Annotated in this window: 23 protein-coding genes and 1 tRNA gene; 11 read left to right on the forward strand and 13 right to left on the reverse strand. The window is 63.6% G+C overall.

The genetic code is table 11. From position 1 onward, the window contains the following. Positions 1-173 precede the first annotated feature (173 nt). The 4 genes from secA to AC1ECK_RS19175 all read left to right on the forward strand — a co-directional run bounded on the left by secA (position 174) and on the right by AC1ECK_RS19175 (position 5,700). Complete coding sequence (gene secA, locus AC1ECK_RS19160; RefSeq protein ID WP_480321952.1) at positions 174-2,972, forward strand: preprotein translocase subunit SecA; 2,799 nt, start codon at positions 174-176, stop codon at positions 2,970-2,972. Between the two features lie 153 nt (positions 2,973-3,125). After that, positions 3,126-4,367 (forward strand): bifunctional glutamate N-acetyltransferase/amino-acid acetyltransferase ArgJ, encoded by a 1,242-nt coding sequence (gene argJ, locus AC1ECK_RS19165; RefSeq protein ID WP_480321615.1) that lies wholly within the window; start codon positions 3,126-3,128, stop codon positions 4,365-4,367. A gap of 38 nt (positions 4,368-4,405) precedes the next feature. Next, complete coding sequence (locus AC1ECK_RS19170) at positions 4,406-5,275, forward strand: ATP-binding protein (RefSeq protein ID WP_480321617.1); 870 nt, start codon at positions 4,406-4,408, stop codon at positions 5,273-5,275. Continuing rightward, positions 5,272-5,700 carry an NUDIX domain-containing protein gene (locus AC1ECK_RS19175; protein WP_480321619.1) on the forward strand — a complete coding sequence of 143 codons (429 nt, stop codon included), beginning with the start codon at positions 5,272-5,274 and terminating at the stop codon, positions 5,698-5,700. The genes AC1ECK_RS19170 and AC1ECK_RS19175 overlap by 4 nt, the downstream gene beginning before the upstream one ends. A 140-nt stretch (positions 5,701-5,840) precedes the next feature. On the opposite strand, the gene yacG is transcribed toward AC1ECK_RS19175, so the two are convergent. From yacG to AC1ECK_RS19220, 9 genes are all read right to left on the reverse strand, one after another. Further along, positions 5,841-6,038 (reverse strand): DNA gyrase inhibitor YacG, encoded by a 198-nt coding sequence (gene yacG, locus AC1ECK_RS19180; RefSeq protein ID WP_480321621.1) that lies wholly within the window; start codon positions 6,036-6,038, stop codon positions 5,841-5,843. A 98-nt stretch (positions 6,039-6,136) separates the two neighbouring features. After that, complete coding sequence (gene zapD, locus AC1ECK_RS19185; RefSeq protein WP_480321623.1) at positions 6,137-6,892, reverse strand: cell division protein ZapD; 756 nt, start codon at positions 6,890-6,892, stop codon at positions 6,137-6,139. 226 nt (positions 6,893-7,118) lie between these two features. Continuing rightward, entirely contained in the window at positions 7,119-7,721 is a 603-nt protein-coding gene (coaE, locus tag AC1ECK_RS19190; RefSeq protein WP_480321625.1) for a dephospho-CoA kinase, read from the reverse strand. Between the two features lie 3 nt (positions 7,722-7,724). Beyond that, complete coding sequence (locus AC1ECK_RS19195; protein ID WP_480321627.1) at positions 7,725-8,654, reverse strand: prepilin peptidase; 930 nt, start codon at positions 8,652-8,654, stop codon at positions 7,725-7,727. A gap of 28 nt (positions 8,655-8,682) precedes the next feature. After that, positions 8,683-9,909 carry a type II secretion system F family protein gene (locus AC1ECK_RS19200; protein ID WP_480321954.1) on the reverse strand — a complete coding sequence of 409 codons (1,227 nt, stop codon included), beginning with the start codon at positions 9,907-9,909 and terminating at the stop codon, positions 8,683-8,685. A 2-nt stretch (positions 9,910-9,911) separates the two neighbouring features. Next, positions 9,912-11,321: a GspE/PulE family protein gene (locus AC1ECK_RS19205; protein ID WP_480321629.1), complete on the reverse strand. Its 1,410-nt coding sequence runs from the start codon at positions 11,319-11,321 to the stop codon at positions 9,912-9,914. Positions 11,322-11,434: 113 nt separating this feature from the next. Then, the gene (locus AC1ECK_RS19210) at positions 11,435-12,742 is read right to left on the reverse strand and encodes an HlyC/CorC family transporter (RefSeq protein WP_480321631.1); all 1,308 of its coding nucleotides are present in this window, start codon (positions 12,740-12,742) and stop codon (positions 11,435-11,437) included. A 238-nt stretch (positions 12,743-12,980) separates the two neighbouring features. Beyond that, positions 12,981-13,057: transfer RNA gene (locus AC1ECK_RS19215), tRNA-Pro, on the reverse strand. Positions 13,058-13,107: 50 nt separating this feature from the next. Beyond that, positions 13,108-14,100 (reverse strand): polyprenyl synthetase family protein, encoded by a 993-nt coding sequence (locus AC1ECK_RS19220; RefSeq protein WP_480321633.1) that lies wholly within the window; start codon positions 14,098-14,100, stop codon positions 13,108-13,110. Positions 14,101-14,315: 215 nt separating this feature from the next. Between AC1ECK_RS19220 and rplU the strand changes: the two genes are divergently transcribed. The 4 genes from rplU to proB all read left to right on the forward strand — a co-directional run bounded on the left by rplU (position 14,316) and on the right by proB (position 17,427). Continuing rightward, positions 14,316-14,627 carry a 50S ribosomal protein L21 gene (gene rplU / locus AC1ECK_RS19225; RefSeq protein WP_007180329.1) on the forward strand — a complete coding sequence of 104 codons (312 nt, stop codon included), beginning with the start codon at positions 14,316-14,318 and terminating at the stop codon, positions 14,625-14,627. Between the two features lie 24 nt (positions 14,628-14,651). Further along, on the forward strand, positions 14,652-14,915 hold the full coding sequence (gene rpmA, locus AC1ECK_RS19230) for a 50S ribosomal protein L27 (protein WP_480321635.1): 264 nt from the start codon (positions 14,652-14,654) through the stop codon (positions 14,913-14,915). 181 nt (positions 14,916-15,096) lie between these two features. Further along, on the forward strand, positions 15,097-16,230 hold the full coding sequence (cgtA, locus tag AC1ECK_RS19235; RefSeq protein ID WP_480321637.1) for an Obg family GTPase CgtA: 1,134 nt from the start codon (positions 15,097-15,099) through the stop codon (positions 16,228-16,230). A gap of 78 nt (positions 16,231-16,308) precedes the next feature. Further along, positions 16,309-17,427, forward strand: coding sequence for a glutamate 5-kinase (proB, locus tag AC1ECK_RS19240; protein ID WP_480321639.1), 1,119 nt, complete (start codon positions 16,309-16,311; stop codon positions 17,425-17,427). 198 nt (positions 17,428-17,625) lie between these two features. On the opposite strand, the gene AC1ECK_RS19245 is transcribed toward proB, so the two are convergent. Beyond that, entirely contained in the window at positions 17,626-18,183 is a 558-nt protein-coding gene (locus AC1ECK_RS19245) for a CNP1-like family protein (protein ID WP_480321641.1), read from the reverse strand. 76 nt (positions 18,184-18,259) lie between these two features. Then, positions 18,260-18,919, reverse strand: coding sequence for an RNA pyrophosphohydrolase (locus AC1ECK_RS19250; RefSeq protein WP_480321643.1), 660 nt, complete (start codon positions 18,917-18,919; stop codon positions 18,260-18,262). A 295-nt stretch (positions 18,920-19,214) separates the two neighbouring features. On the opposite strand from AC1ECK_RS19250, the gene AC1ECK_RS19255 reads away from it, so the two are divergent. Together AC1ECK_RS19255 and AC1ECK_RS19260 are read left to right on the forward strand one after the other, a co-directional pair. Then, on the forward strand, positions 19,215-20,951 hold the full coding sequence (locus AC1ECK_RS19255; protein WP_480321645.1) for a proline--tRNA ligase: 1,737 nt from the start codon (positions 19,215-19,217) through the stop codon (positions 20,949-20,951). A 12-nt stretch (positions 20,952-20,963) separates the two neighbouring features. Continuing rightward, entirely contained in the window at positions 20,964-21,563 is a 600-nt protein-coding gene (locus AC1ECK_RS19260; RefSeq protein WP_480321647.1) for a MarC family protein, read from the forward strand. Positions 21,564-21,677: 114 nt separating this feature from the next. Here AC1ECK_RS19260 and AC1ECK_RS19265 read toward each other — a convergent pair whose 3' ends face one another. Beyond that, positions 21,678-22,229 (reverse strand): hypoxanthine-guanine phosphoribosyltransferase, encoded by a 552-nt coding sequence (locus AC1ECK_RS19265; RefSeq protein ID WP_480321649.1) that lies wholly within the window; start codon positions 22,227-22,229, stop codon positions 21,678-21,680. Positions 22,230-22,363: 134 nt separating this feature from the next. Continuing rightward, positions 22,364-23,731 (reverse strand): signal recognition particle protein, encoded by a 1,368-nt coding sequence (gene ffh / locus AC1ECK_RS19270; RefSeq protein WP_480321651.1) that lies wholly within the window; start codon positions 23,729-23,731, stop codon positions 22,364-22,366. Positions 23,732-23,812: 81 nt separating this feature from the next. Between ffh and AC1ECK_RS19275 the strand changes: the two genes are divergently transcribed. Next, complete coding sequence (locus tag AC1ECK_RS19275; protein ID WP_480321653.1) at positions 23,813-24,730, forward strand: cytochrome C assembly family protein; 918 nt, start codon at positions 23,813-23,815, stop codon at positions 24,728-24,730. Positions 24,731-24,737 lie beyond the last annotated feature (7 nt).

The raw sequence follows: 24,737 nt of genomic DNA on the forward strand, positions 1-24,737 counted from the left end.
GCGGCGCCGCTGCGTCGCGCCTGTGTCACAGGCGCGCGCTGGGGCGCGTGCTAAAATCCCTGATTCGAATTCACTCTTGGACTAAGCCGCCGAGGCACTTCCGACTCCGCATCCGCATGTGGCCAGACCGCATGCCGAGAACCAGCCGAAGCCGCGACGCAGACACCGATCCGATGACCACCGGTTTTCTACAAAAGATTTTTGGCAGCCGCAACCAGCGGCTAGTCAAGCAATATCAAAAGACCGTCACGGCGATCAATGCGCTCGAGCCGCAGATCGAGCAATTGACGGATGACCAACTGCGCGCCAAAACGGGTGAATTCCGCCAGCGCATTGCCAGCGGCGAGTCGCTCGACAAGCTGCTGCCGGAGGCCTTCGCGGTCTGCCGGGAGGCCAGCAAGCGCGTCCTGAAGATGCGCCACTTCGACGTCCAGCTGATCGGCGGGATGGTGCTGCATTACGGCAAGATCGCCGAAATGCGCACCGGCGAAGGCAAGACGCTGGTCGCCACGCTGCCGGTGTATCTGAACGCGCTGGCCGGGCGCGGCGTGCATGTCGTGACGGTGAACGATTACCTCGCACAACGCGACGCCGAATGGATGGCGCGTCTGTATAACTTCCTCGGTCTGTCGGTCGGCATCAACCTGTCGCAGATGGACCACGCCATGAAGCAGCAGGCGTACGCGTCGGACATCACCTACGGCACCAACAACGAATTCGGCTTCGATTACCTGCGCGACAACATGGTCTACGAGACCGACGCGCGGGTGCAGCGGTCGCTGAATTTCGCGGTCGTCGACGAAGTGGACTCCATCCTGATCGACGAAGCGCGTACGCCGCTGATCATCTCGGGCCAGGCCGAAGACCACACCGAACTGTACGTGCGCATGAATGCGCTGCCGCCGCTGCTAGAGCGCCAGATCGGCGAGGAAAAAGCCGACGGCACGGGCGTTGAAAAGCCGGGTGACTACACGCTGGACGAAAAGGGTCGTCAGGTGTTCCTGACGGAATCCGGGCACGAAAAGGCCGAGCGCCTGCTCTCGGAGTGGGGCCTGATCGGCGAGGGCGAAAGCCTGTACGCGCCGCAGAACATCACGCTGATGCACCACGTGTACGCCGCCTTGCGCGCACACACGCTGTTCTACAAAGACCAGCACTATGTGGTGCAGAACAACGAAGTCGTGATCGTCGACGAATTCACCGGCCGCCTGATGTCGGGCCGCCGCTGGTCGGACGGCCTGCACCAGGCTGTCGAGGCGAAGGAACACGTCAAGATCCAGAGCGAAAACCAGACGCTCGCGTCGATCACGTTCCAGAACTACTTCCGCATGTACGCGAAGCTGTCCGGCATGACCGGTACGGCGGATACGGAAGCGTACGAATTCAACGAGATCTACGGGCTGGAAACGGTCGTGATCCCGACCAACCGTCCGCCGAAGCGGATCGACAAGCAGGATCAGATCTACAAGACGGCGAAGGAACGCTACGACGCGGTGATTCGCGATATCCGCGACTGTCACGACCGTGGCCAGCCGGTGCTGGTGGGTACGACTTCGATCGAAAATTCCGAGTTGCTGTCGCATCTTCTCAAGCAGGCCGGTCTGCCGCACGAAGTGCTGAACGCCAAGCAGCACGCACGTGAAGCGGAGATCGTGGCGGAAGCGGGCCGTCCGAAGCGCGTGACGATCGCGACCAACATGGCCGGCCGCGGTACCGACATCGTGCTGGGCGGCAACGCCGAGAAGCAGGCGGCGTTCGTCGAAGCCGATCCGGCGATTCCGGAGGAAGAAAAGCAACGCCGTATCCAGAAGCTGCATGACGAATGGCAGGCGCTGCACGATCAGGTGAAGGCTGCGGGCGGGCTGCACATCATCGGCACCGAGCGCCACGAATCGCGCCGGATCGACAACCAGTTGCGCGGCCGTGCGGGCCGTCAGGGCGACCCCGGTTCGTCGCGCTTCTATTTGTCACTGGAAGATCCGCTGCTGCGCATTTTCGCGGGCGACCGCGTCCGCTCCATCATGGACCGCCTGAAGATGCCGGAAGGCGAGGCGATCGAAGCGGGCATCGTCACGCGTTCGATCGAATCGGCGCAACGCAAGGTCGAGGCGCGCAACTTCGATATTCGTAAGCAATTGCTCGAATACGACGACGTGTCGAACGATCAGCGCAAGGTGATCTATCAGCAGCGCAATGAATTGCTCGAGGCGAATGACATCACGGAAACCATCGGCGCGATGCGTCATGGCGTGATTACGGACATCGTTCACCAGTTCGTGCCGGTGGGCAGTATCGAAGAGCAGTGGGACGTGCCTGAGCTGGAAGAAGTGCTGCGCAACGAATGGCAGCTCGATCTGGCGATTCAGGAAATGATCAACGAGTCGTCGTCGATCAGCGTCGACGAAATCCTCGAAGCGGTGATCGCCGCTTCGGACGAAGCATACGAGTCGAAGGTGGCGCAGGTCGGCCGCGAAAACTTCAGCGGCTTCGAACGCTCGATCATGCTGCAGACGCTGGACCGTAGCTGGCGCGAACATCTCGCCGCGCTCGACCACCTGCGCCAGGGCATTCACCTGCGCGGTTATGCGCAGAAGAACCCGAAGCAGGAGTACAAGCGCGAGGCGTTCGAACTGTTCGCGGCCATGCTCGATGCGGTGAAGCTCGAAGTCACGCGGGTGGTGATGAACGTGCAGATCCAGTCGCCGGAGCAGCTCGAGCAGGCGGCCGAGGAATATGAGGAGCAGGGCAGCCATCTCGAGCATGTCGAGTTCCGCCACGCCGAATTTGCCGAGGCTGCGGCTCCGGTGACGGCCGAGGCAGCGGCGGCCGCGATGATCGGCGACGCGATGAGCCACGGTGCGCATGCGCCGGTCGAGCCGCTTGGCGACGGCGTGCCGAAGGTGGGCCGCAACGACCCTTGCCCGTGCGGCAGCGGCAAGAAGTACAAGCAGTGCCACGGCAAGATTGCTTGAGATTGAACCAGCGGCGCGCGTCAAGCGCGCCGCGTCGTTTTACCCAGCGTCTGCTGGTGATTCCCCGGTGGTGGGGCGTGCGCCGTCCCACCCTCTTGTGATTTCCCGATGCCGGCTCCATGCCGGCATTTTCAACTTAGACAGGTCGCGACCATGGCTGTCAATTTCCCCTCGATCGATCCCACCCAACTTCACCCCGTCGCCGGCGTTACGCTAGGCTGGGCTGAGGCGAACATTCGTAAGCCGAACCGCAAGGACGTGCTGGTCATTTCCGTCGAAGAAGGCGCGACGGTCAGTGGCGTGTTCACGTCGAACCGGTTTTGTGCGGCGCCCGTGACCGTCTGCCGTGAGCATCTCGAGCACGTTCGCACCGGCGGCAAGGCAATTCGCGCGCTGGTGGTGAATACCGGCAACGCCAACGCGGGCACCGGTGAGCCGGGCCTCGCGCACGCGCGCGAAACCTGTGTCGAGCTGGCGCGTCTGGCCGGTATCGCAGCCGAACAGGTGCTGCCGTTCTCGACCGGCGTGATTCTCGAGCCGCTGCCCGTCGACCGTCTGAAGGCTGGCCTGCCCGCTGCGCTGGAGAACCGCCAGGCCGCGCACTGGTACGACGCCGCGCAGGCGATCATGACCACCGACACGCTGCCTAAAGCAGCCTCGCGTCAGGTGACGATCGACGGCCACATGGTGACGATGACCGGCATCAGCAAGGGCGCGGGCATGATCAAGCCGAACATGGCAACCATGCTCGGTTTCCTCGCCTTCGATGCAGCGGTTTCGCAGCCGGTGCTCGATGCGCTGGTCAAGCATGTCGCGGACCGCTCGTTCAACTGCATCACGATCGACGGCGATACCTCGACCAACGACTCGTTCATCCTGATCGCCTCGGGCAAGTCGAGCCTGCCGGCCGTGACGTCCACCGATTCGCCCGCCTACGCGGCGCTGCGCGATGCGGTGACCGAGCTTGCGCAGACGCTCGCGCAGTTGATCATCCGTGATGGCGAAGGCGCCACCAAGTTCATGACGGTGCAGGTGGAAGGCGGCTCGAATGTGGCCGAATGCCGCCAGATCGCCTATGCGATCGGCCATTCGCCGCTGGTCAAGACGGCGTTCTACGCTTCGGACCCCAACCTCGGCCGGATTCTCGCGGCGATTGGTTATGCCGGCGTGACGGATCTCGATGTCGGCAAGATCGACCTGTATCTGGACGACGTGCTGGTGGCGAAGGCCGGCGGCCGCAATCCGGAGTACCGTGAGGAAGACGGACAGCGCGTGATGAAAAAGGCGGAAATCCTGATTCGCGTCGTGTTGGGCCGTGGCGACGCGCAAGCTACGATCTGGACGTGCGATCTGTCGCACGAATACGTGAGCATCAACGCCGACTATCGTTCGTAAGCGTCCCCCGACCTGCCGCTTCGCTCTTATTTTTCGTCATGGATAAACTCGAACAGTTTCTGACCCGCGCCGAAGCATTGCTCGGCCGCCTGGAAGCCGTGCTTCCGCCTGCGACGCCGGAGGTGGACTGGTCGGCGGCGGTGGCGTTCCGCTGGCGCAAACGCCAGGGGCGCGGCTACCTGCAACCGGTGCCGGCCATCTCGGACATCACACTCGACGACCTGCAGAACATCGATCGCCAGAAAGGGCTGATCGAGCAGAACACTCGTCAATTCGTCCTCAAGCAACCCGCCAACAACGTGCTCCTGACGGGCGCACGCGGCACCGGCAAGTCTTCGCTGATCAAGGCGTGTCTGAACGCGTACGCCAAAGACGGCCTGCGTTTGATCGAAGTGGACAAGGACGACCTGCACGATCTGGGCGACATCGTCGACCTGATCTCGCAGCGTCCGGAGCGCTTCGTGGTGTTCTGCGACGATCTTTCGTTCGAAGAAGGCGAGTCCGGTTACAAGGCGCTGAAAGTGGCGCTCGACGGCTCGGTGGCGGCGCAGTCCGATAACGTGCTGATCTACGCTACTTCGAACCGGCGCCATCTGCTGCCCGAATACATGAGCGACAACGAGACGTACAAACATACGTCCGATGGCGAGATTCATCCGGGAGAGGTGGTCGAAGAAAAGATCTCGCTGTCCGAGCGCTTCGGGCTGTGGGTCAGCTTCTATCCGTTCAAGCAGGACGACTATCTGTCGATCGTCGCGCACTGGCTGCAGCACTTCGGCTGCGACGCTGCGGAAATCGAATCGGCTCGCGGCGATGCGCTCGTATGGGCGCTCGAACGCGGTTCGCGCTCGGGACGCGTGGCATGGCAGTTTGCCCGCGACTGGTCCGGCCGGAAGGCGCAGGCATGACGGACACGACCCACGCGGCTACTGTCAACCCTCAGGGCCGGCCGGTCACGGAAGTGGCCGTCGGCGTGCTCGTGCAGCCGGACGGGCGTTACCTGCTGGCCCAGCGGCCGGCCGGTAAGCCTTATGAGGGATATTGGGAGTTTCCGGGCGGCAAGCTGGAGCCGGGTGAATCGGTCGAGGCGGCGCTGGCTCGGGAACTGCATGAGGAACTGGGCATCGAGGTCACGGCGAGCCACCGTTGGCATACGCTCGAGCACGATTATCCGCATGCCTACGTGCGGCTCTACTTCTGCAAGGTCACGCGCTGGACCGGCGAGCCGCACGGGCGGGAAGGCCAGGCGTTTGTCTGGCAGTCATTGCCTGCGGACGTGTCGCCGTTGTTGCCGGCAACGATTCCGGTGCTTGAGTGGCTGGCCGCGGAATAGCGGCGAACAAGGTTGAGCGGGGTGCGGCCTGAGGCCGCGCCTTGAGCGCTTGAGTGGTGGTGCGGGCGCGGCTGACAGTGCAGCAAGCTGCCGGAACTCGCGCGGCGCGTCAGCCGAGCCACACGGCTCGCGAGCTACGTTTAGTGCGGGTTGTAGTCGCCCGTCGGCTCGTCGTCTGACGGCGCTTCCTCATCTGTGCTGCCGATCTTGTACTTCTCAGCGGCCCATGCACCGAGGTCGATCTGCTTGCAGCGTTCGGAGCAGAAGGGGCGGAAGCGGTTTTCAGGCGTCCAGCGGACTTCCTTCGCGCAGGTTGGGCATTTAACGACAGTGATCATTCGGTCAGGCGTTCAATCGAAAACGGGACAAGTCTCTAATATAGGGGCATTTTCGCTGCATGAAAGGCGCCCCCGCGGCACAAGGCGCGAATGTGGCGTTACAGGCTGCACAGGGTGAGCTGGAACGGCACATCCACATCTACCGCGCGCGGCCGCAAGTCGCCGTCCTGCACCGTGAACCGGACCCACAGCATGTACTTGTTGGCGCTCGCCTCGGGAATGACCCGCAACTCCGGCGCGACACGCACCTGCATCAACTGATACGAGCGGCCCGACAGCATCTGCTGGTAGCTTCCCTGCATGGCCATGACCTTCGAGGCTTGACCCGACTCGCGCGCCAGACGCAACACGATGGTTGCGGCGTCGCGCAATGGCAGCAGGGGCGTGACCCATTTGGCGATGTCCTGGCGGCGTTGATCAGGATGCGTTTGCTGCCAGGCATAGTAAGACGGCAGGTCGAACTTGCAGGTGCCGCCCGGGATGATGGCGCGGCTGCGGATGCTGGCCAGCCACTCATTGTCTGCAAGATGCTGGCCAGTCTTGCCCTGCATCTGCGAGAGCCCTGCGAGCGTTTGCTCGATTTCGCCTAGCACTGCCTCGAGCGCGTTCTGCTCGATGCCCGGATTGCCGCGGAACGGCGCAAGCGTTTGACGTTGCCGCTCCAGTTCCTTCATCAGATCCGACTTCAGATCCGCGCGACCGGCGACCTCAGAGATTTCGAACAACGTCGTCAGCGCGACATGATGTTCCCTGGGATCTTCCTGAGTCAGAAAGAACGTGAAGCGCTCGAAGAGGTCTTCGAGGCGCAATAGCGTCCGGATTCGCTCGTTGAAGGGATACTCGTAAAGGATCAAGCGGGCTCGCCTCGGGCGTGGTCGGTGACGGGAATGCAGAACATTCTAATGCCGTGAGACTACCCTAGCAATCACACACTTTTTGGGCGTGCTTCTGCACGTTTTTCCGCGTGTTTTGCGGCTGTTTGAGTGTGCTCTCCATTCTTGATTGTGACAGCTTGGGCGCGCTGCGTTGGCGCTACGGATTGTGGCGCTTCGTTTGCCGCACCCTCGCCACGCTCAGCGCTCATGCGCCCGCCAGCGACAGGTAGAGACGATGCTGGGTCTCTACCTGCGCGCTGAGTTCTTCCAGCGAGGTGTTGTCGTTGACGATGACGTCGTCGGCGGCGGCCAGACGCGCCTCGCGGGTCGCCTGACGTGCAATGATCGCCAGCACCTGCTCGCGGCTGAAGGCGTTGCGGCGCATGACCCGCTCGATCTGCGTTTCGACGCTGCAGTCCACGGCCAATACCCGGTCCACGCGTGTTTTCCATGTGCCTGATTCGACTAGCAGCGGCACCACCAGCATCACGTATGGGCCGGTTGCGTCCCGCCTCGCGCGTTCGGTCTCGGTTCGGATCAACGGGTGCGTGATCGCTTCAAGACGCCGGCGCGCGTCTTCGTCACTGAAGATCAGCGTGCGCATGCGAGCGCGGTCCAGCGAACCGTCTGCTGCAACGAACGCAGCACCGAATTCGCCGGCGATCTGCGCCATTGCCGCACCGTGGGGAGCGGTGATCCGATGGGCGATCAGGTCGGTGTCGACGATCGCCACACCGTGCGCGGCAAACAGATCGGCGACGGTCGATTTGCCGCTGCCGATACCGCCCGTCAGTCCCACAGCAAACATGCGTCAGCCTCCGAATGCCAGATAGAGCGGGGTGCCGAGAAACAGGGTGAGCGCGCCGCCGGCCGCAAGGAACGGACCGAACGGCAGCGGCTCTTCGAAGCGCATGCGGCCGCGCCACGTTGCCGCGAGTCCCACGACCGCGCCGGCCACCGCCGCGATCAATACGATCTGCGGTAACGCCGCCCAGCCGAGCCAGGCGCCGAGCGCGGCGAGCAGCTTGAAGTCGCCGTAACCCATGCCTTCGACGCCGCGCACGAGCTTGAACAGCCAGTGGACCACCCACAGTACAAGATAGCCGGCAATCGCGCCCGCCACCGCAGCGTGCAGGCTCGCAAACATGCCGTTGAAATTGACGATCAGGCCGGCCCACAGCAGCGGCAGGGTCAGCGAGTCGGGCAGCAGGTGCGTGTCGATGTCGATGGCGCTCATGGCGAGCAAGGCCGCACACAGGCCGAATGCGGCGAGCGCCATGGCGTCAGGGCCGAACACGGCAAGCGCACCCGCGGCGCAGGCGGCACTGGCGATCTCGAGCAACGGATAGCGGGCCGATACGCGAGCCTTGCATGCGGAGCACTGCCCGCGCAGTAACAGGTAGCTCACCAGCGGAATGTTTTCCCACGACCGCAGCACGTGGCCACAGTGCGGGCATGCGCTGCGCGGCAGCCACAGGTTATAACGGATCGGCAGGCCGTCGTCCTCGAGCGTTTGGCCGGTGGCATCGCAGACTTCTTCGCGCCAGGCCCGTTCGAGCATGATGGGCAAGCGGTGGGCGACCACGCTCAGAAAGCTGCCGATGACCAGGCCGAAGACGATTGCAAACGTGAGTTGCACGCCCGCCGGCAAGGCGCCAAAGGTGGCGCCAAGGCTGGCCGCAAAGTTGCCATGAAGCGCGCTGAAGGAAGTTTCTGACACGGTTGCGTAGTTAGCCGGCATGGCGAATGAGTGGGATTCGGCTGCGATGCTACACCACGTTGCCGAGTTGAATGATGGGAAGATACATCGCAACAACGAGGCCGCCGACCAGCGTCCCCAATACGATGATCACCAGCGGCTCGCACAGGCTCGCAAGCGTGCCGATCTTTTCGTCAACCTGACGATCGCTGAGCGACGCCACGTCGATCAGCATGGTATCCAATGCACCGGACTCCTCTGCGACGGCGACAGGCTGAACCACTTCGGCGGGAAAACAATGCACGGCGCGCATCGCCGCGGCAAGGCGCTCGCCGCGCCGCAGGCGGGCGGCGATGTCGCCGGTCGCACGGTCGAAGTAGGCGTTGCCTGTAGCGTGAGTCAGCGAGTCGAAGGCGTCGGCGAGCGGTGTGCCGGCTGAAAGCAGCGTGCCGAGCGCGCGGCTCCAGCGGGCGGCACACAAGGTAGCGAGCAGCGGGCCGGCGATCGGCACGCGCAGCGACAGATGCGCCATTGCCACGCGTGCCTTGTCCGAATGCCGCAGCAGATAGCTCAGCGCGAACCCGGCCACTACCGCCAGCGCGAGCGCCGGTACGCTCCATCGCGCAGTGGCGGCGGACAGCGCCATGACGAGCTGGGTCGGCGCCGGCAAGCGCGCGCCGAAGCCATCGAAGATCTGTTTGAACGTCGGCACCACCCAGACCAGCAGCGCCGCGGTGATGCCGAGCGCCAGCAGCAGAATGGCAACCGGATAGGTGAGCGCGGCCTTCACCTTGGCGCGTTGTGCGGCGCTCCGCTCGCGGTCGTCGGCGATGCGGGCCAGCACCGCCGGCAGTGCGCCGGCCGCCTCGCCGACCGCGACAAGCTGGCAATACAGCGCATTGAATTGGGCGGGATGCCGCGCCATTGCCGCCGAGAAGCTCAGACCGCCGGTAATGTCGCGCGCCAAGGCGGCGACGATGCGCGACATGCCCTGCCGGCGCGGCGCCGGGGCTTGCGCCAGCAGCTCCAGCGAGGGCGCGAGCGGCAATCCGGCGCGCAGCAGGCTGGCCAACTGACGCGTGAAGCGCGTCACCTCGGCCGCGCGTGCCTGAGGACGTGGCGCCGCCCCGCGCACCGTGAGTTCGGCGACGAATAGTTTGTCGCGCTTGAGCACGGCCCGCACGGTATTGGCATCGGGGGCAATGAGCGTGCCGCTGCGTGGCGTGCCTGCCGCATCGACGCCGCGCCACGCGAAGCGCAGCTCGGGCGCTTCGGTTCCGGTTGCACGAAGCGTCATGGTCATGCGACCTCTGTGGCGCTCAGCGCTTCGGCGAGGCTGGTCGTGCCGTCACGTACCCGCGCCAGTGCGGCATCGCGCAGGGTGATCACCTGCTCGGCTTGCGCGAGACGGGCGAGCTCATGGGTACCTGCGCTCGCGACGATCAGCTCGCGCATCGCGTCCGAGACCGGCATCACCTGGTGAATGCCGACCCGCCCGCGAAAACCGATGCCGTGGCACGCCTCGCAGCCCGCCGCCTGGTACGGTTGCCAGCCTTCGAGCTGGTCCTCGGCGAAGCCGGCTGAACGCAGCACGGCTACCGATTGCGGCGCCGGGGTTCGGCACGCCAGGCAGAGTCGCCGCACGAGCCGTTGCGCCGTCACCATGCGTAACGCCGCGGCGAGGTTGTAGGGCTCGACGCCGATGTCGATCAGCCGGGCGATGGCTGCGGGCGCATCGTTGGTGTGCAGCGTAGAGAGAACCAGGTGGCCGGTCTGCGCTGCTTTGACGGCGACGTCGGCGGTCTCTTCATCGCGAATCTCGCCTACCATGATCACGTCCGGATCCTGGCGCAGGAACGCGCGGAGCGCCACCGCAAAGGTAAGACCGGCCTTCTCGCGCACGCTGACCTGGTTGATGCCGGCCAACTGGATTTCCGCCGGGTCTTCGACCGAGCAGACATTGCGCGACTCGGCATTCAGCATCTGCAGGAAGCAGTACAGCGACAGCGTCTTGCCGCTGCCCGTCGGGCCTGTCACGAGCACAAGTCCGTGTGGCGCGGCGATGGCTGCCTCGAGCGCGGCGCGTTGAACGGGGTCGAGACCGAGTGAATCGAGTGAGAGCGTGGCGGGCAGCGCATCGAGCCGACGTAGCACCAGCTTTTCGCCGAACAGTGTGGGCAGCGAGTTGACGCGATAGTCCTCGAAGTGTCCGGGGCCGGTCGCAATGCGCAGGCGGCCGTCTTGCGGTACGCGCCGCTCGGCGATGTCCATGCGTGCCAGCACTTTTACGCGCGTGATGAAGGCGTCGCGCAGATGAGCGGGCGGTTGGGCGATGGCATGCAGTACGCCATCGATGCGCAGACGCATGCGCCAGCCCTGCTCCGCGGGTTCGATATGCAGATCCGATGCGTTGCGGCGGGTGGCTTCGCGCAGCGTATCGCTGAGCAGACGGACGGCGGGTGTGTTGTCGGCGTCGGCGAGGCCGGGCGCGGCGTTGCGCCCGGACAGATCGTCGCGGATTGCACCGGCAAATGGGCTGATTGAGGATGCGGCAGATGATGGTGCCGATGGAGTTGGTGTAGCGGTCAGCCCGGACTCAACTACGTCGGCTTCAACTGCGCTAGCGCGATACGCTGTACGCCCCGGGGTGACTGGATCTGCGAGGTGCTGCGCGGGAGCGGCCGGCGTGTAACGGCGGGAGGATGACATCGGAAACCGGCCAGGAGCCGCCTGTAGAACATGACGACTCCATCATCCGTCACGCCGGCTGCCAGCGCTATTCGGCCGGATGGCCTGGTCTGCTGCGCAGGGCGCCCGCCTCGTCAACTCCGCAGTGCCTTGCTGCTCTTCGTTCCCGAGCGCGAACCCGGCTTGAAAACCTTGACGGTCCGAACCGCCTGATCGTCACTGCGCATCACCTCGAGTTTGATCTCGCCGATCTGCACGCACACGTCGCCATCTGGAATCTCTTCGAGCACTTCGAGGATCAGCCCATTGAGCGTCTTCGGTCCATCGGTCGGCAGCGTGAGCTGCAGCCACCGGTTCAGTTCGCGCAGCGGCATGCTGCCGGCGACGATGCACTCGCCGTCTTCATTCCAGCCGCCGCGGGAATTCGCGCCTCGCGGGATCGACGTGGTGAACTCACCGATCAGCTCCTCGATGATGTCTTCCGGCGTCACCAGCCCCTGCAGCTCGCCGTATTCGTTGACGACCAGCGCCGTACGGTGGCGGCTCTCCTGGAAGTACTGCAACTGTTGAAACACGGGCGTGCCGCTCGGCACGAAGTAGGGTTCGGCGAGCAGCTCACGCAGCGTCTCCCGCTCGAGTTCCTGGTTGTGCAGTGCCGAGAGCGTCTTGCGCACATGCAAGACCCCGAGCACGCGGTCGATGTCGCCTTGATACACGATCAGCTTGTTGTGGTAGCAGGTTTCGAGCTGATGCAGGATCTGCTCGAACGGCGCATCGAAATCGAGCGCCTCGATCCGGCGGCGCGGAATCATCACGTCGTCGACCGAGATGTTCTCCAGATCGAACAGGTTCAACAGGATGCTGCGGTGCTTGGTCGGCATGAAGCTGCCGGACTCCAGCACGATGGTGCGCAGCTCCTCAGTCGAAAGGCGCTGGTCGTGTGCGCCCCCCTTTGTATTGATGCGCAGGATGCGCAGGATGCCGTTGGCGAACAGGTTGACGAACCAGACGATCGGCTTGGTCGCGCGCATCAGCGGTGCGATCAGCAGGCTGGCCGGCAGCGCGATTTTTTCCGGAAAGGTGGCGCCGACGATCTTCGGCGTGATCTCCGCAAACACGATGATCAGGAACGCGACAATGCCTGTGGCGATCGACAGCACCAGATTGTTGCGGCCGAACGTATGCAGCGCCACCGAGGTCGTCAGCACCGGGATGATCGTGTTGAACAGGTTGTTGCCGATCAGGATCACGCTCAGCAACTCGTCGGTGCGCGCGAGCAGTCCTTGCGTGGTCTTGGCGCCGAGTGCGCCCTGGTTGGAGAGATGCTTCAGGCGGTGGCGGTTGAGCGCCATCATCGCCGTTTCGGAAATAGAAAAGAAACTGGAGCAGATAAGCAGCAGGAAGACGGCGCCTATCTGCGCCCATAAGGGTAGTTGTTCCACGTGTCGCGAACTGGTAGGGGCCGGATGGGGAGAATATAGCAGAGGGGGCCGCGAGCGCCCGCCTGGCCAAAAGGCTTAGGGCGGTTCCGGTTCACGGTACATCGGTGCGTCAGTGCTGCGAACTGGGGCGACTCAGAAAAACAGCGGGACGGCCAAAACGGGATAACGCAACCGGACAACGAGTACAAAAACGACGGGCGAAAAAAAACCGCACAACGCTGCGCGGTTTTTCAAAATCTGGTCGGGGTGAGAGGATTCGAACCTCCGGCCTCTACGTCCCGAACGTAGCGCTCTACCAGGCTAAGCTACACCCCGATTTGTACTGCAGTGACTCGATTCAGACTAATCCGGCGTTTCAGTCCCGTTCAAGACTGTCTCGCCGTCGAGTAAGAACATAATTCTAGCAGGCTATCTTTGAAAATGGAATCAGGAAACGAAGAAATTGCAGCGGCCGCTGCCTGCGCTTCCTGTTTCGCGCACTCCAGCGTGTGATCCAGCGCGCCGGAGCGGGTGATCGCCTCGAAAATCGTTTCGAAACGGTCCGTGCCGCCTTGCTCGATGGCCTCGCGGGCGAGCGCCGACTGCTCCGGCGTGCCGCGTTCGATCAGATAGATAAGCGGCAGCGTGGGCTTGCCTTCACGCAGGTCGTCGCCGGCGTTCTTGCCCATGGATTCCGCCGTGCCGGTGTAGTCGAGCCAGTCGTCCATGATCTGGAAGGCCGTGCCGATGCGCCGGCCGAATTCCGCCGCAGCGGCTTCGGTGGTCGCGTCGACCCCCGCCAGCACCGCGCCGAGCTGGGCTGCCGCCTCGAACAGCTTGGCCGTCTTGTAGCGGATCACCTGCATGTAGCGGGCTTCGTCCACGTCGGCGTCATGCATGTTCAGCAACTGCAGGACTTCGCCCTCGGAGATGATGTTGGTCGCTTCGGACAGAATTTCCATCACCCGCATCTTGCCGACCCCGACCATCATCTGGAACGAGCGCGAGTACAGGAAATCGCCCACCAGCACGCTCGCCGCGTTGCCGAACAGGGCGTTCGCGGTCTGCCGGCCGCGCCGCAGGTCGGATTCGTCGACCACGTCGTCGTGCAGGAGGGTGGCCGTGTGGATGAATTCGACCACGGCAGCCAGTTCGTGCCGGTGCCCGGTGGTTTCGCCCAGCGCACCGGCCACCAGCAACAGCAGCGCGGGACGCAGGCGTTTGCCGCCGGCGCTGATGATGTACTCGGAAATCTGGTTGATCAGCATCACCTCGGACGCCAGGCGGTGCCGGATGACGCGATTCACCTGCTCCATGTCTTCGGCAATTGGAGCGAGCAGGCTGGCGGCGTTGGGAGAGGGGGTGGCAGTCGACGACATGATGGCTGAATTGGGTAGTGCCGCGAATTATAAGGCGAATCGCGACAGTTCCGGGCCGCAGGCTGCGGGATCGAGGCGCGGCCGCCCGTCTGGCGGGGCTCTACGAGGACTCGCCGCGCCTGTCAATGAGTTTTGACCGCGCAGCTAACTCTATGTATAATCACGGGTTTCCGCGCGTGGTGCGTGGGGAAAATGAACACAGAGTGAGGTTCTCAATGTACGCGGTCATAAAAACCGGTGGCAAGCAGTATAAAGTTGCCGTCGGCGAAAAACTTAAAGTAGAACAGATACCGGCAGACATTGACGCTGAAATCACGCTCGACCAGGTTCTCGCAGTGGGCGAAGGCGAATCGATTAAGTTCGGTACGCCGCTGGTCAGTGGGGCTTCCGTCAAGGCTACCGTCGTGTCGCAAGGTCGTCACGCAAAAGTGACTATCTTCAAGATGCGTCGCCGGAAGCACTACCAGAAGCATGGCGGCCACCGCCAGAACTACACCGAACTGCGCATTGACGCGATCAACGCGTAAGCGCACCGGTTAAGGAGCTATCAAATGGCACACAAAAAGGCAGGCGGATCGTCACGTAACGGCCGCGACTCCGAGTCGAAGCGTCTCGGCGTGAAGGTTTACGGCGGTCAAGCCATCAACGCTGGCGGCATCATCGTGCGTCAACGCGGCACGCGTATGCACCCGGGTGAGAACGTCGGCATCGGCAAGGATCACACCTTGTTCGCGCTGACGGACGGCCACGTCCAGTTCTCGACCAAGGGCGCAGCAAAGAAGCACATGGTCAACGTTGTCCCGGCAGCAGTCTGAGTCTATCCAGGCACGGGCTTCAGGACCGGAACAAAGGCCCCGCGAAGTTGGCGGGGCCTTTTTCATTGCAGATTCATGGCTGAAATTGTTGCCGTGAGCCCGCGCGGATAGCCGATCGGTCGATTGGCCAACGCACAGCGGGCACGGCAAAATAGCGATAAAACACGGGACGGAGTTACGCATGAAGTTCATTGACGAAGCGAGGATTGAAGTCATCGCCGGCGACGGAGGGGATGGCAGCGCGTCGATGCGCCGCGAGAAATTCGTCCCGTTCGGGGGTCCGGATGGTGGCGATGGCGGCCGCGGCGGTAGCGTCTACGCTGTGGCGGACCGCAACATCAACACGCTGATTGACTACCGCTACGCGAAGAAGCATATGGCGCGCAACGGCGAAAACGGCCGCGGCGCGGATTGCTACGGCAAGGGCGGCGATGACGTGACGCTGCGCATGCCGGTCGGCACGATCATTTCGGACATGGAAACCGGCGAGTTGATCGCCGATCTGACCGAGCACAACCAGAGCGTCCAGATCGCCCAGGGCGGCGCGGGCGGTCTTGGTAATCTGCATTTCAAGTCCAGTACGAACCGCGCGCCGCGTCAGAAGACCGACGGCAAGCCAGGCGAGCGCCGCATGGTGCGTCTCGAACTGAAGGTGCTGGCCGATGTCGGACTGCTCGGCATGCCGAACGCGGGCAAGTCCACCTTCATTTCCTCGGTTTCGAACGCGAAGCCGAAGATTGCCGACTACCCGTTCACCACACTCGCGCCCAATCTGGGTGTGGTGCGCGTGGGCCCGAGCCGCAGCTTCGTGATCGCCGACATTCCTGGCCTGATCGAAGGCGCCGCAGAAGGCGCGGGCCTCGGGCACCAGTTCCTGCGCCATTTGCAGCGTACGGGCCTGTTGCTGCACATCGTCGATATCGCGCCGTTTGACGAGGCGGTCGATCCGGTGGCCGAAGCGAGGGCGATCGTCAACGAGCTGCGCAAGTACGACGAGCTGCTGTTCGAGAAAACCCGCTGGCTGGTCCTGAACAAGCTCGACATGGTCCCCGAAGACGAGCGTGAAGCGCGTGTCGCGGCGTTCCTCGAGGGCTTCGGCTGGGACGGCCCGGTGTTCGAAATCTCGGCCCTGACGGGTCAAGGTTGCGAAGCACTGGTCTACGCGGTGTACGACCATATCGCCGCCCACTCGGACGCGCAGCGCCAGGCCGAGGCCGAAGATCTGGCCGCGGACGTGCGCTTCCGTGAGAAGCAGCAAGGGGCAGCTTCGAGCGGTTCGGGCGAGCAGGGCGAGCCGGTCCGGCCGCAGGAATAACTGGCATGGCTTGAGCGCCGGCGCGTCCGCATCGGGCCGCCGGCCGGCATCACGGATTATCTTGGGAGACCGCGCACAATGCGTTCCGTCATCGCAGACTCCAGGCGATTGGTAGTGAAAGTCGGGTCGAGCCTCGTCACCAACGACGGGCGGGGCCTCGATCATGCCGCGATCGGCCGCTGGGCGGCGCAGATCGCCGCGTTGCGCGCGCAGGGCAAAGAGGTCGTGCTGGTGAGTTCAGGGGCGATTGCCGAAGGCATGCAGCGGCTTGGCTGGACCAAACGTCCACGCGAAATCGACGAGTTGCAGGCCGCGGCTGCGGTCGGGCAGATGGGGCTCGCGCAGGTGTATGAGAGCCGCTTTGCCGAGCATTCGATTCGCACCGCGCAGATCCTGCTGACCCATGCCGACCTGGCCGATCGCGAACGTTACCTGAACGCCCGCTCCACCTTGCTGACGTTGCTGCGTCTGGGTGTGGTGCCGATCATCAACGAGAACGACACGGTCGTCACGGACGAAATCAAGTTCGGCGATAACGACACACTGGGCGCGCTAGTAGCCAATCTCATCGAAGGCGATGCGCTGATTATCCTTACCGATCAGCAAGGTCTCTTCACTGCGGATCCGCGCAAGGACCCATCGGCCACGCTAGTCCAGCAGGCCGACGCCGGCGCGCCGGAACTCGAGGCGATGGCCGGTGGCGCGGGTTCGAGCCTCGGTCGCGGCGGCATGCTGACCAAGATTCTCGCGGCCAAACGCGCAGCACATAGCGGCGCCAACACCGTGATCGCGAGCGGCCGCGAGTCCGACGTGCTGGCGCGTCTGGCCACGGGCGAGGCGATCGGCACGCAATTGATCGCTCGCACTGCGCGGATGGCGGCGCGCAAGCAGTGGATGGCCGACCACCTGCAAGTGCGCGGCCACGTGGTGATCGACGATGGTGCGGTCGAGAAGCTGACAGAAGGCGGCAAGAGCCTTTTGCCGATCGGTGTGATCGGCGTGCAGGGTGCGTTTGCGCGTGGTGAGGTGATTGCCTGCCTGAGCGCGGCAGGGCGCGAAGTCGCGCGCGGCCTGACGAACTACAGCAGCGCCGAAGCCAAGCTGATTCAGCGCCGCCCGAGCGGTGAGATTGAAGGCGTGCTCGGCTACATGCTGGAGCCGGAGTTGATCCACCGGGACAACCTCGTGTTGGTCTGAGGCGGGTGCTCTGCGCGGGCGCAAAAGACGAACGCAAAAGACGAACGCAAAAGACACTGACAAAAAAGCCGTTCCAACCCAGGTTGGAACGGCTTTTTTTAAACCTGACGCCGACCGAACGGCACGCGCCGGGCGGCAAGACTCAATGACTCAAAGAAAACTCGCTGAAAGAATATCCAGCGAGTCTGCGAGGCCCGCTCACCGAATCAGCGAGGTGGCAGTCTTTTTATAACGCAAGTTCTCCAGGATCTGCTTGGCGGTGCCAGTCGGAATCTTGTTCGCGCAAAAGTAGTCCTGATAGAGAGATGCCTGGTACGCGTTCAGTGTGCCGTTCTCGATCCGTGCGAACGGCGTGGCGACCGTGTCGTCCCAGCCGTCGTGATCTGCGTTGAGGGCCGCGTACTGGCGCCACTCGTACGTATCGCAGCGGATCCCTTCGTAGTTCACGTTGTGCGCGCCGCTCGGGCTCGTCACGACCACCGTATAGCGCACCACGCCGTCGTCGCCGACGCTCAGCGACTTGCCGTCGACTGCGAACGTGAGCGGGGTGTTGCCCGAGACATCGAACGGGATCAGATTGCCGGCCAACGGCAGCGAGGGCAGCGTGTCGACCTTGTTTTCCGTCCAGTTGGGTTTGCGGTCTAACAGATACGTAAACGCGCTGTCATCCTTGTTGGAAGGTTTGGGTGTGCCCGAACAACCAGCCAGCAGGGCGCCGGTGGCGGCGCACGCCACGACGAGAGCAAGTGCTTTCAATATGATTTCCTCGAAACGCCGGAGCGGCTCCTCATGAGCCGCTCCGGCAGATGCGGCATTGAAAGCCGCACCGGGTTTAATCGCGCAGACCCGGCTGGGTCAGGGCGTTGTCGACGGCCCCGCAGTCGGACTCGATCGTCGTGCGAATCGTAGTCTCGACCGTGACGGTCGTGGCAGACACCTCCTGCAATTCCGTCACGGTCGACGCTATCCGGGGATAGCGAGGCCCGTGATGGCCACCGGGTTTTTCCGTACGCGGCGCAGCACGGCGCAGAAAACGGGACAACTCCGTCAACGCCAACTGATACACATCCCGCTTGAACTCGATCACACAATCGAGCGGCACCCAGTACTCGTTCCAGCGCCATGCATCGAACTCCGGATGATCGCAGGCGCGCAGGCAAATATCGCAGTCGCGCCCAACCATCCGAAGCAGGAACCAGATCTGTTTCTGGCCGCGGTAGTGACCGCGTACTTCACGCTTGATGAACTTGTCCGGCACCTCATAGCGCAACCAGTCGCGCGTGCGACCGATGATCTTGACGTGCTCCGGAAGCAAGCCGGTTTCTTCGTGTAACTCCCGATACATCGCTTGCACGGGGGTCTCACCATACTTGATGCCCCCTTGCGGAAACTGCCAGGAATGTTCACGGAGCCGTTTGCCCCAAAACACCTCGTTGTGCGCGTTCAAGAGGATGATGCCGACGTTCGGGCGAAAGCCTTCACGATCCAGCATACAACCACCTTCGAATCCTTTAAAATTGCTTTGATTATAAACAGATAACGGGCCTGACGCACCGAATCGCACCGGATTGGAACGATTTGCCGCAAAGGGCGCGCGTTTGCGGTAGCCTGTCGGCCATCCGGCGTAGCGGCATCGCCGTGGCAGGTATGGCGACGGCTTCAGCCTAAGGGTTTTTCCGCAGGTTTGCCGCGCGTTCGTGACGTCTTTGTCGCGCCTTTGTCGAATTCCCCACCGTTTTCACCTTTCGGGCGGTCGCTCCGGCGCCGCCGCTTTTGGAAAATTCTGAATGAAAGCCACCCGTTTCTTTATCGGCACCCTGAAGGAAGCCCCTGCCGACGCCGAAATCGTCAGTCACAAGCTCATGGTGCGCGCCGGCATGATCCGCCGCGTGGCCGGCGGTATCTATAACTACCTGCCGGTCGGTCTGCGCTCGATCCGCAAGGTGGAAGCCATCGTGCGTGAGGAAATGAACCGGGCAGGCGGCATCGAACTGCTGATGCCGGCGGTGCAGCCTGCCGAGTTATGGCAGGAGTCGGGCCGCTGGGAGAAATACGGGCCGGAACTGCTGCGCTTCAAGGACCGCAAGCAGACTGATTTCGTGATCGGACCGACGCACGAAGAAGTGGTGACGGACATCGCCCGCAACCAGATCAAGAGCTACCGGCAGATGCCGGTGAACTTCTATCAGATCCAGACGAAGTTCCGCGACGAGATCCGTCCGCGTTTCGGCGTGATGCGCGGCCGCGAGTTCATCATGAAAGACGCGTACTCGTTTGACAAGGATCAGGACGGCCTGAAGGAGTCGTATCGCAAGATGTACGACGCCTACGTGCGGATCTTCACGCGCCTCGGTCTCGACTTCCGTGCAGTGGCGGCGGACAACGGCTCGATCGGCGGCAGCGGTTCGCATGAGTTCCACGTGATCGCCGACACCGGTGAAGACGCGATCGCCTATTGCCCGACTTCGGATTTCGCGGCCAATGTCGAAGCGGCCGAAGCGTTGCCGCTGAGCGCCGGGCGCGCGGCCGCGGCCGAGCCGATGCAAAAAACGGCGACGCCGGGCAAGGCCAAGTGCGAGGCGGTGGCTGAGCTGCTGAACATCCCGCTCGAGCGCACCATCAAGTCGATCGTGCTCGCCACGGAAAACGAAGGCGCCGAGCCGACCATCTGGTTGCTGATGCTGCGCGGCGACCATGACCTGAACGAGATCAAGGCGGGCAAGCTGCCGGGTCTCGCCGAGTTCCGCATGGCGACGGAAGCTGAGATCGTCGAGACCTTCGGTACGCCGCCGGGATATCTCGGCCCGATCAACACGAAGAAGCCGGTCAAGGTGGTCGCAGACCGCACGGTCGCGAACATGAGCGACTTCGTGGTCGGCGCGAACGAGGTGGATTACCACATCACCGGCGTCAACTGGGGCCGCGATTTGCCGGAGCCGGTCGTCGCGGACATCCGCAACGTCAAGAAGGGCGATCCGTCGCCGGACGGCAAGGGCGTGCTCGACATCTGCCGCGGTATCGAAGTGGGCCACGTGTTCCAGCTCGGCAAGAAGTATTCGGAAGCCATGAACGCCACGTATCTGGACGAGACGGGCAAGCCGCAGCCGATGGAAATGGGCTGCTACGGTATCGGCGTGACGCGTATTCTCGGCGCGGCGATCGAACAGAACTTCGATGACAAGGGCATCATCTGGCCGGAAGCGATCGCTCCGTTCGAAGTGGTGTTGTGCCCGATGGGCTACGACCGCAGCGAAGCCGTGCGCGAACAGGCCGACAAGCTGTACGCGGAACTGGTCGCGGCGGGCGTCGACGTGATCCTCGACGATCGCGGCGAGCGCCCGGGCGTGATGTTCGCCGACTGGGAGCTGATCGGCGTGCCGCACCGTCTGGTGATCGGCGATCGCGGCTTGAAGGAAGGCAAGATCGAGTATCAGGGCCGCCGCGATACCGAAGCGACCCTGCTGCCGGTCGAAGGCGCCGCGCTTGTGGTGACGGAGAAGGTTCGCGCAGCACTGGCGCACTAAACGGAGCGGACGGTGGAGTACAACTTCCTGTCTGCGACCGTCCTGCTCCTTCTGATCACCGACCCGCTCGGCAACATCCCGCTCTTCATCAGTTGCCTGCGCGGGGTGGCGCCGGAGCGGCGCGCGGTCGTCATCCTCCGTGAGGTGGCGATCGCCTTCGTGATCCTGCTGGTGTTCATGGTGATCGGCGACCGCTTTCTGCGGATGATGAATCTCACCGACCAGTCATTGCGGATCGGCGGCGGGATCGTGCTGTTTCTGATCGCGATCCGCATGGTCTTCCCGCATCCGGACGGCCCGTTCGGCAACGACACGCGCGGCGGCGAGCCGCTGATCGTACCGCTCGCGATTCCCGCGCTGGCTGGTCCGTCGGCGCTGGCGACGGTCATGCTGCTGACCTCGCAGGCGCCCGGGAAGACGCTGGAATGGATGGGCGCGCTGACGGTGACGATGCTGGTCTGCGCGATTGTCCTGATGCTGGCGGAGCGCATCCAGAAGTGGCTCGGCGAGCGCACGATGATGGCGTTCGAGCGGCTGATGGGGTTGGTGCTGGTGGCGATCTCCGTGGAGATGATCCTGGGCGGGATCCGCTCGTTCGTGCACCAACTGTGAGTCGTGCGCAGCGACTTACCACCGCCGCAGCGCAAGTGCGTCGCCGCTGCGGCAAACAAAAAGCGGCCCATGGGCCGCTTTTTTAACGCCTCGAAGCGCAGTAAGTGCCGTCGCTCAAGCCCCGTCGGTCAACGCGCGAATCGTGGGCAGGTTGCGCCAGTATCCCTTCGCATCCATCCCGCAACCGAACACGTAGCGATCCGGCACTTCGAAGCCGCAGAAGTCCGGGCGCAGCGGCTTGGCCTTCGGAATGATCTTCTCGCACAGCACCGCGCTCATGAAGCGCTTCGCGCCCATCTCGAGGATACGGTCGCGGATCGCGGCCATGGTTTCGCCTTCGTCGAGGATGTCGTCGAGCACCAGCACGACGCGATCCTTCACCGATTCGGCCGGCGCCACGCGCCACTGCATCTCGCTGCCGCCCTTGGTGGTGTTGCGGTAGCGGGTCAGGTGGATGTAGTCGAATTCGAGCGGGAAATCGAGGTGCGGCAACAGCATGCCGGTGAACACGGCCGCGCCGCCCATTACCGACAGCACGAGCGGGAACTCCTCGCTCATTTCGGCAGCGATGGCCGCGGCCATTCCGCTGATCGACGCGTTGACGTCGTGGGCCGACACGATTTCTTCGGAGTGGCGGAATATGTGGAGAGCTTCTTCGCGATTCATGACGTCTGGCGGGCGGTAGCTGTATACATTAGTGTGAGAAAGAACGACGGCGCGCGCTACAGCATATACCCGCGCGTCCCGAAACGCGCGCCTTGGGCGTAAGCGTAAGAGATGACCCGGCAGATCCGGATCATCTAGCGCATGCCGGGCAGCATGCCTTTCATGCCGCGCATCATCTTCTGCAGGTTGCCGCCCTTCAGCTTCTTCATCATCGTGCGCATCTGCTCGTACTGATTCAGCATCCGGTTGACCTCCTGCACCTGCACACCCGCGCCGGCTGCGATGCGGCGCTTGCGGGTGGCCTTGATCAGCTCGGGCTTGGCGCGCTCGGCGGGGGTCATCGAATTGATGATGCCTTCCATGCGGCGCATCTGCGACTCGGCCATGCCCATGTTGGCGCCCGCCGCGGCCTGCTGGAACTGCGCGGGCAGCTTGTCCATCAGCGACGACAGGCCACCCATGCTCTTCATCTGGGTCAACTGCGCGCGGAAATCGTTGAGGTCGAAGTCGCCGCCTTTCTTGACCTTGTCGGCGAGCTTCTGTGCGGCTTGTACGTCGACGCCGCGCTGCGCTTCCTCGACGAGGGCGAGAATGTCGCCCATGCCCAGAATCCGGTTCGCCATCCGGTCCGGATAGAAAATCTCCAGGCCGTCGAGCTTTTCGGCGACGCCGACGAACTTGATCGGCTTGCCCGTGACATGGCGCACCGACAGCGCGGCGCCACCGCGCGAGTCGCCGTCGAGCTTGGTCAGCACGACGCCGGTGAGCGGCAGCGCGTCGCTAAACGCCTTGGCTGTGTTGACCGCGTCCTGGCCGAGCATCGCGTCGACCACGAACAATGTTTCGGCCGGTTTCAAGGCGCTGTGCAACGCGGCGATTTCCTGCATCATCGCTTCGTCGATACCGAGACGGCCGGCCGTGTCGACCAGCAGCACGTCGTGATAGTGGCGCTTGGCCCAGTCGACCGCCGCGCGGGCGATATCCACCGGTTTCTGATCGGGTTCCGACGGGAAGAAGTCGGCGCCGACCTGCTCGGTCACCGTCTTCAATTGCGCGATAGCGGCGGGGCGATAGACGTCGCAAGAGACGGTGAGGACCTTCTTCTTGTACTTCTCGCGCAAGAGCTTGGCGAGCTTGCCGACCGTGGTGGTTTTACCGGCGCCTTGCAGGCCGGCCATCAGGATGACGGCGGGCGGCGTGACGGCGAGATTGAGTTCGACCGCCTTGCCTTCGTAGTCGCCGCCGATGATCGCAGTCAGCTCGCGCTGCACCACGCCGACCAGCGCCTGGCCAGGCGAGAGGCTGCTGATGACTTCCTCGCCGAGCGCCTTCTCTTTCACCTTGGCGATGAATTCGCGCACGACGGGCAGCGCTACGTCGGCCTCGAGCAGGGCGAGGCGCACCTCGCGCAGCATCTCCTGGGTGTTCGCCTCGGTGAGCCGGGCTTCGCCGCGCAGCGTCTTGACGACGCGCGCCATCCGTTGAGTCAGATTGTCGAGCATGGGGAGCGATGAACAGTGCGGCCGGAGCGGAGCGCGAAGCGGGTTACGTCGCGGAGCAGGGGCCTAGTGTAAACTTCGAATATGGATATTGTACTGTATGCCCTCACTGCGCTCCTGTACGGCGGTCTCGCCGTCGCGGGCTGGCGTTCGCACCGGCACACGGCCTTGGCGCCGGTGCTCGAGAGCGTGCCGGCCCTGCCGGCTGCATCCGGCGCTCCGGCCGTTGCCGCCTTCGGCACGCCGGGCCGCCTGCTGCTGTTCGTCGCGCTGCTCGCACACGGCGCGCTGCTGCATACCACGATCTTCCCGCAGAACGCCATGGTGTTCGGTTTCGCGTTCGCGCTCTCCGCGATGTTCTGGCTTGGCGCCGGCATTTACTGGATCGAGAGCTTTTTCTTCCCGCTCGACGGCCTGCGCCTGCTGGTGTTGCCGCTCGCCTGCGTGGCCTCGCTGCTGCCGCTCGGCTTCGGCGGTGTCCGCGTGCTGTCATATGCGGCCGCTCCGATGTTCAAGCTGCACTTCCTGATCGCCAACATCGCCTACGGCCTGTTTGCGATCGCGGCGCTCCATGCGGTGCTGATGCTGCTGGTGGAGCGCCGTTTGCATGCGATGCGCGGCGGCGTGCTGCAGCGCCAGGGCGCCGCGGCCGGCAACGGCTGGCTGTCGAGCTGGCTCGACACGCTGCCGCCGCTGCTCACGCTGGAGAAGCTGCTGTTCCGTCTTATCAGCGCGGGTTTCGTGTTGCTCACGCTGACCTTGCTGTCGGGGATCCTGTTCAGCGAACAACTGATTGATCGCGCGCTGCAGCTCGATCACAAGACCGTGTTCGCGATTCTCTCGTGGCTGATGTTCGGGGCGCTCCTGACGGCCCGCAAGGTTTCGGGCTGGCGCGGCCGCGCGGCGTTGCGCTGGGTGCTGGCGTCGTTCGTGGCGCTGCTGCTCGCGTACGTCGGCAGCCGTTTCGTATTCGAGGTGCTGTTGCACCGTCCTGTGGTGTGATCGTTCC

This window comes from Paraburkholderia sp. SSBN10T, from assembly GCF_056619545.1.

Coding starts and splice junctions, on each gene's coding strand:
- AC1ECK_RS19220 (WP_480321633.1), bottom strand. CDS start 14,100: ATGTCGTCGACTGCCACCCCCTCTCCCAACGCCGCCAGCCTGCTCGCT.
- AC1ECK_RS19275 (WP_480321653.1), top strand. CDS start 23,813: ATGGATATTGTACTGTATGCCCTCACTGCGCTCCTGTACGGCGGTCTC.
- AC1ECK_RS19195 (WP_480321627.1), bottom strand. CDS start 8,654: ATGCCGGCTAACTACGCAACCGTGTCAGAAACTTCCTTCAGCGCGCTT.
- yacG (WP_480321621.1), bottom strand. CDS start 6,038: ATGATCACTGTCGTTAAATGCCCAACCTGCGCGAAGGAAGTCCGCTGG.
- AC1ECK_RS19255 (WP_480321645.1), top strand. CDS start 19,215: ATGAAAGCCACCCGTTTCTTTATCGGCACCCTGAAGGAAGCCCCTGCC.
- secA (WP_480321952.1), top strand. CDS start 174: ATGACCACCGGTTTTCTACAAAAGATTTTTGGCAGCCGCAACCAGCGG.
- AC1ECK_RS19170 (WP_480321617.1), top strand. CDS start 4,406: ATGGATAAACTCGAACAGTTTCTGACCCGCGCCGAAGCATTGCTCGGC.
- AC1ECK_RS19205 (WP_480321629.1), bottom strand. CDS start 11,321: ATGTCATCCTCCCGCCGTTACACGCCGGCCGCTCCCGCGCAGCACCTC.
- AC1ECK_RS19265 (WP_480321649.1), bottom strand. CDS start 22,229: ATGAATCGCGAAGAAGCTCTCCACATATTCCGCCACTCCGAAGAAATC.
- cgtA (WP_480321637.1), top strand. CDS start 15,097: ATGAAGTTCATTGACGAAGCGAGGATTGAAGTCATCGCCGGCGACGGA.
- proB (WP_480321639.1), top strand. CDS start 16,309: ATGCGTTCCGTCATCGCAGACTCCAGGCGATTGGTAGTGAAAGTCGGG.
- argJ (WP_480321615.1), top strand. CDS start 3,126: ATGGCTGTCAATTTCCCCTCGATCGATCCCACCCAACTTCACCCCGTC.
- AC1ECK_RS19250 (WP_480321643.1), bottom strand. CDS start 18,919: ATGCTGGATCGTGAAGGCTTTCGCCCGAACGTCGGCATCATCCTCTTG.
- rpmA (WP_480321635.1), top strand. CDS start 14,652: ATGGCACACAAAAAGGCAGGCGGATCGTCACGTAACGGCCGCGACTCC.
- AC1ECK_RS19200 (WP_480321954.1), bottom strand. CDS start 9,909: ATGACGCTTCGTGCAACCGGAACCGAAGCGCCCGAGCTGCGCTTCGCG.
- AC1ECK_RS19175 (WP_480321619.1), top strand. CDS start 5,272: ATGACGGACACGACCCACGCGGCTACTGTCAACCCTCAGGGCCGGCCG.
- rplU (WP_007180329.1), top strand. CDS start 14,316: ATGTACGCGGTCATAAAAACCGGTGGCAAGCAGTATAAAGTTGCCGTC.
- coaE (WP_480321625.1), bottom strand. CDS start 7,721: ATGTTTGCTGTGGGACTGACGGGCGGTATCGGCAGCGGCAAATCGACC.
- ffh (WP_480321651.1), bottom strand. CDS start 23,731: ATGCTCGACAATCTGACTCAACGGATGGCGCGCGTCGTCAAGACGCTG.